We start from the raw sequence: 4,223 nt of genomic DNA, 5'->3' as shown, positions 1-4,223 counted from the left end.
GCCCCATCCGCAACTCCACCCGCCCCGCAGGCATCGACCGCCTCCACAACCTCGCCTGCGCCGCACCCCAACACTCCGAGGATCCGCTAATAAGCAGGCAGTTCAGATGAAAACGACCTCTAAGAGGTCGTTTCCTTTGGAGGGCTTGCGCGTTGGGCTTGATGTGGAGGGTCTTGTCGAGCGCCTGGTGCCGGATGAACTGTGGGAGCTGTTCCGTCGGGTAGTTCCGGAGACCGTCGTCCGGCGCCCGCAAGGCGGCGGACGACGGCGGGCCGGTGACCGGGAGACGCTGGCGGCGATTTGTTCGTGGCCACGTCCGGATGCACCTGGCGACAGTTGCCGCCGGCGTTCGGACCGTGCTGGCAGACGGTCTACCGCCGCTTTGCTCAGTGGAGCGGCGACCGGGTTTGGGCACGGCTCCACCGCGTGATCCTGGACGAGCTCGGCAGCCGCGGTGAGCTGGACTGGTCTCGCTGCGCGATCGACTCGGTGAGCATCCGCGCGACCAAAGGGGGCTCCTGACCGGACCGAATCCGACCGACCGAGGCAAGAAGGGATCGAAGATCCACCTCATCTGCGACCGGAACGGCCTGCCGATCTCGGTTGCCATCTCGGGGGCCAATTTGCACGACAGTCAGGCTCTGGAAGTGCTGGTGCAGGGCATCCCGCCCATTCGCTCCAGACGAGGACCGCGCCGACGACGACCGGCCAAACTGCATGGGGACAAGGGCTACGACTACGACCACCTGCGGAGTAGTTACGCGCCCGCGGCATCGTCCCGCGCATCACGCGCCGCGGGGTGGAGAGCTCGGCCCGCCTGGGCCGCTACCGCTGGGTGGTCGAACGGACCATGTCGTGGCTGTCGGGATGCCGACGCTTCCACCGGCGCTACGAACGAAAGCCCGAGCACTTCCTGGGCTTCACGGCGATCGCGGTGATGCACATCTGCTTCCGACGTCTGGACGCCGTCGTGAGTCGGTAGCCTCTGTCGAATGACCGAGGGCGTTGACACCTGGAACCGGCTCACCGCCTTGCTGCCACCGGCCCAGGCCGAGGAGTTCAAGGACTGCTGGGCCATCGGCGAGCAGGAGGCCGGCCTGGGCCTGCTCCTTTCCGGCATCCTGAGCAACGACGTGGCGATCAGCGAGACCGTCCGCGCCCAAATCTCGGTACTCGCGGAGACATGGGGTGAGAGAGAAGCGCTCACGCCCCGAATCCGCCAATGCCGAGGCGATGGACAGTCGGCCTCCGCTGTGACCCTGATCGAGCAGGCCGACGTTCTCATCAGCGGAGACACGGTCCAGGCAGACCGTCCCCTTGCCGGCCTCGTCCTGGTGCCGTGGATCGGCTGCAGCCGATGCGGCGAGGTGCTGATGCGCGTCCACATCAGCGAGGACTGGGGCGGAATCTCATACCTCGCCGAGCACTACGCGATCACGACGCCAGCCCGCACCACCGTCGCTCGACTGTTCCCGACCGACTCGGCGGACAAGGCATTCACCAGCCTCCTGCAAGCGTGCGACCAACCGTCGACCAGCACGGACGCCACGCGCGTCGCGCCATAAGAAACGGCCCCCTATCAGGCAGCCTCTTCGGTCGAGGTAGATCAGCATGTCAACTAGGTGTTGCGGGTCATGACGTTGATGACACAGGCCGACAGCTGTGAAACTGATGTGCCTCGACGGGCATCGGTCGGGTACCGTGCGGGCCATGTCGAGTCCTGAGTCAGACAAGGTGGGGGCTTTCGGTCACGCCGTCAGCCCCCTGAACCACTGAGTTCGTAGTCCTGCTGTCTCGCCGCGTTCTGCGGCCGGACGAGTGCGCCCCTGGGTGCTGACCGCGGTGACGAGATGACCTTCTCGTGCTTCTCCTCACCTCGGAGCCATTCGATGCCTCTCCCGCTGTATCTGCTCGCCGTGGCGGTTTTCGCCATGGGCACCTCGGAATTCATGCTCGCCGGCCTCTTGCCGGACATCGCCTCGGACCTCGACGTGACAGTCGGGACAGCAGGCATGCTCACCTCGGCTTTCGCGATCGGAATGATCGTCGGTGCCCCGCTCATGGCCGGGCTTGCCCGCAACTGGCCTGGACGGTCCAGCCTTCTTGGGTTCGTCCTCGTGTTCCTGGCAGCCCACGTCGTGGGCGCTGCCACCTCGAGCTTCCCGGTCCTGATGGTGACGCGGGTGGTCGCAGCACTCGCGTACGCGGGGTTCCTCGCCGTAGCGCTGACGACCGCCACCACGCTGGTCTCGCCCGACAAGAAGGGACGCGCGCTCGCCGTACTGCTGTCGGGCACCACGGTGGCCACGGTCGCCGGTGTCCCAGGGGGATCGGTGCTCGGCACACTGTTCGGCTGGCGGGTCACTTTCTGGGCCGTGGCCGCTCTCTGCCTGCCCGCAGCCATCGGCATCGTCAAAGGCATCCCAGCGCGACGTGTGCAGAAGGTCGCTGCTGACGGGCCGGCCTTGCGATCGGAACTCGCACAGCTCAAAAGGCCGCGGTTGCTCCTGATCATGCTGCTCGGCGCCATGGTGAACGCGGCAACCTTCGCCGGCTTCACCTTCCTCGCCCCCGTCGTGACCGACACCGCCGGACTGGGCGAGCTGTGGATCTCCGTCGCCCTGGTGCTCTTCGGTGCCGGTTCCTTCGCCGGGGTCACCGTCGCCGGCCGCTTGTCCGACCAGCACCCCGGCCCGGTCATCGCGGTCACCGGCCCACTGCTGCTCATCGGCTGGCCGGCCCTGGCCGTCCTGGCCGACAAGCCGGTTGCGCTGCTCGCCCTCGTGTTCATCCAGGGCGCGCTGTCGTTCGCGCTGGGCAGCACGCTGATCACGCGGGTCCTCTACGAGGCGGCAGCAGCGCCCACCATGGCCGGCTCCTACGCGACCGCCGCGCTCAACGTGGGCGCCGCCGTCGGTCCCCTCATCGCCGCGACGACCCTCAGCACGGCAGCCAGAGACCTCGGGCCGCTCTGGGCAAGCGGACTCCTCGTCCTGGTCGCGCTACTCGTCGCGTTCCCCTTGCGCGGTGTGATCGCAGCGGGTCGGAGCGAGGTGCTCCAGTGACGCACGCGAACTTTCCATTGAATATCGAGGGGCGACGAAGGCTCGTCGAACGCTGCCGCACCCGGCCGATCGCCCACATCGCCACCGAGGCCGGCGTCTCCCGCGCTTGCCTGGACGTCATGGCCAGCAACAACTAGGCGGCCCGTGGTCGGGTCTGTGGTCGGGCCCGACCACAGACCGGCGTAGGCCAACCACAGACCCGACCACCGCAGGTCAAGCGGGCCGGGGCGAGCGGTGATGCGCTGCCGTGGTCACGTCGCTGGGCGGAAACACCACCTACGCCTACTGAAAAAGCCCGCGCCACGAACGAGCGCCCAAGCAGCCTTCTCCGGGGCCACTTGGGCGCTCAGTCCGTCGAACGCGTTCTACGCCGCCGGGCACCGAGGGACCAGAGCGACCGGGACCCAGCGAAGGCGGAAGGCCTCAAGCCAAGGGCTGTCCCGTAAAAGATCTCCGGGGGCGGCGGTGCGCTACCCCATGACCGCGCGAGCCGCATCGAGAAACGCCAGCCGGTTGTCCTCCAGGTAGTCCCGTACGCTTTCATCGTTGGGCAAGCCTTCCCACACCGTCCGGTTGAGGTCGAGGAAGTACGCGCGTGCCGCGTCGTGTACGGGCAGGGGGAACTGGATGCGGATGAGGCGCTCCGCAACCCATAGCCTGTTCATGACGTCCCGGGTCGTGAGGAACCAGGCGTCGGTGTCCTCCCACTCGGAAGGCCGACTGAAGGCGGAGCGTTCGGCCTCGGCCCCCACCTCGATGAACCGCTCCAGCAGCGCCAGCCGTTCCCCGCGCCGAGCCTCCGACAAGGCGATCTGCTGCCGTTGCTGTTCAGCGCGTTCCGCCGAGAGTTGAGTCCTGTGCTGGACGAGGTAGGACAACGAGCCGCCGAGGACGACGCCGCCCAGCGATATGAGTGACACCCAGACCTGACCTGACATGGCGGTCATCGTGCCATGCCGTCGATCTTTGAGACGATCTCGCTGTGGCTGGTGTGATCACGGCGTCCGAGCCGTTCTGGATAGCCCCGTTCACTGGGATGAGCCCGCGTCAGTTCGCCAAGCTGAGCTTGTCCTACCTTTCAAGCGGGTCGGATCTGATCATTCGTAGGATCGGGGAAGCCCAGGGGTTCCGGGTATGGCTGTGAGCTTGTCGCCGCTT

3 protein-coding genes and 3 pseudogenes are annotated in these 4,223 nt (G+C 66.9%); 5 read left to right on the top strand and 1 reads right to left on the bottom strand.

The features are described from left to right. Positions 1 to 163: 163 nt before the first annotated feature. From ACFYY7_RS45290 to ACFYY7_RS45275, 4 genes and pseudogenes are all read left to right on the top strand, one after another. A pseudogene (locus ACFYY7_RS45290) lies at positions 164 to 982 on the top strand (IS5 family transposase). 10 nt (positions 983 to 992) lie between these two features. Further along, entirely contained in the window at positions 993 to 1,565 is a 573-nt protein-coding gene (locus tag ACFYY7_RS45285; RefSeq protein WP_388672236.1) for a hypothetical protein, read from the top strand. Positions 1,566 to 1,889: 324 nt separating this feature from the next. Continuing rightward, positions 1,890 to 3,065, top strand: coding sequence for a Cmx/CmrA family chloramphenicol efflux MFS transporter (locus ACFYY7_RS45280; protein WP_388672233.1), 1,176 nt, complete (start codon positions 1,890 to 1,892; stop codon positions 3,063 to 3,065). Then, a pseudogene (locus tag ACFYY7_RS45275) lies at positions 3,062 to 3,175 on the top strand (IS481 family transposase); the annotation flags it as partial. The gene ACFYY7_RS45280 and the pseudogene ACFYY7_RS45275, both read left to right, overlap by 4 nt. Positions 3,176 to 3,535: 360 nt before the next feature. Here ACFYY7_RS45275 and ACFYY7_RS45270 read toward each other — a convergent pair. Further along, positions 3,536 to 4,012: a hypothetical protein gene (locus ACFYY7_RS45270; RefSeq protein WP_388672230.1), complete on the bottom strand. Its 477-nt coding sequence runs from the start codon at positions 4,010 to 4,012 to the stop codon at positions 3,536 to 3,538. Positions 4,013 to 4,047: 35 nt separating this feature from the next. On the opposite strand from ACFYY7_RS45270, the pseudogene ACFYY7_RS45265 reads away from it, so the two are divergent. Then, a pseudogene (locus ACFYY7_RS45265) lies at positions 4,048 to 4,164 on the top strand (IS5/IS1182 family transposase); the annotation flags it as partial. Positions 4,165 to 4,223 lie beyond the last annotated feature (59 nt).

It is taken from the genome of Streptomyces sp. NPDC001933 (genome assembly GCF_042890955.1).
In the GTDB taxonomy this organism is placed as follows: Bacteria; Actinomycetota; Actinomycetes; order Streptomycetales; family Streptomycetaceae; genus Streptomyces.
This window is presented reverse-complemented; position numbering and strand designations above follow the sequence as displayed.

What these genes read in the sequence shown, in the direction of transcription:
- ACFYY7_RS45270 (WP_388672230.1), bottom strand. Translation starts at nt 4,012, where the DNA reads ATGACCGCCATGTCAGGTCAGGTCTGGGTGTCACTCATATCGCTGGGC.
- ACFYY7_RS45280 (WP_388672233.1), top strand. Translation starts at nt 1,890, where the DNA reads ATGCCTCTCCCGCTGTATCTGCTCGCCGTGGCGGTTTTCGCCATGGGC.
- ACFYY7_RS45285 (WP_388672236.1), top strand. Translation starts at nt 993, where the DNA reads ATGACCGAGGGCGTTGACACCTGGAACCGGCTCACCGCCTTGCTGCCA.